The following is a 556-nucleotide window of genomic DNA, read 5'->3' on the forward strand; positions in this document are numbered from 1 at the left end:
AATGTGCAAATGAATTTTTCACAAATCATATCGTGAAATCCATGGGCGCCGCCGTGTCGCCAAACACGCTGCGGGCTTCGGCGTCACGGCACAGATCCTCGACGGTGACGGAATCAAGCCGCTCAAGAAACGCCTCGCCCGCCTCCTTGACCGATGGTCCGATCACCAGCTCCACCAGTTTTGATTCCGGCAGGGGCGGCAGCCCCTCGTCTTCCTGCGCCGCCATCACCGCGCGCACGATCTGGCCGGCGCTGATCCGCCGCCGCTCCCGCGCCAGCTCGTAGCCGCCGCGCGGCCCGCGCACGCCCTTGAGAATGCCGGCGCGCACAAGGGTCTGGAGCACCGTTTCCAGATGGCGCGGCGGCAAACGGTGGCGCGCCGCCAGCAGTTTGGCCGCAACCGGCAGTGGACGTGCGTGAAGCGCGACGTCGACAACCGCTGCAATGGCAAGCACGCTCCGTCGCGACAACAGCATCATGGCCCGCTCTCCCCTACCCGCGCGCCCTTTGCAGTGGGCCGCGCTTTCATCTGACGGGGCAGTTTTTAACAGCCTATG

Annotated in this window: 1 protein-coding gene; it reads right to left on the minus strand. The window is 65.3% G+C overall.

Features of this window, described 5'->3' with window-relative positions; all coding sequences use genetic code 11:
* Positions 1 to 25: 25 nt before the first annotated feature.
* Complete coding sequence (locus tag AC4FS3_RS29280) at positions 26 to 478, minus strand: RrF2 family transcriptional regulator (protein ID WP_132001671.1); 453 nt, start codon at positions 476 to 478, stop codon at positions 26 to 28.
* Positions 479 to 556: the final 78 nt, after the last annotated feature.

The sequence above is a fragment of the Pseudogemmobacter sp. TB195 genome (assembly GCF_058313095.1).

What these genes read in the sequence shown, in the direction of transcription:
- AC4FS3_RS29280 (WP_132001671.1), bottom strand. Translation starts at nt 478, where the DNA reads ATGATGCTGTTGTCGCGACGGAGCGTGCTTGCCATTGCAGCGGTTGTC.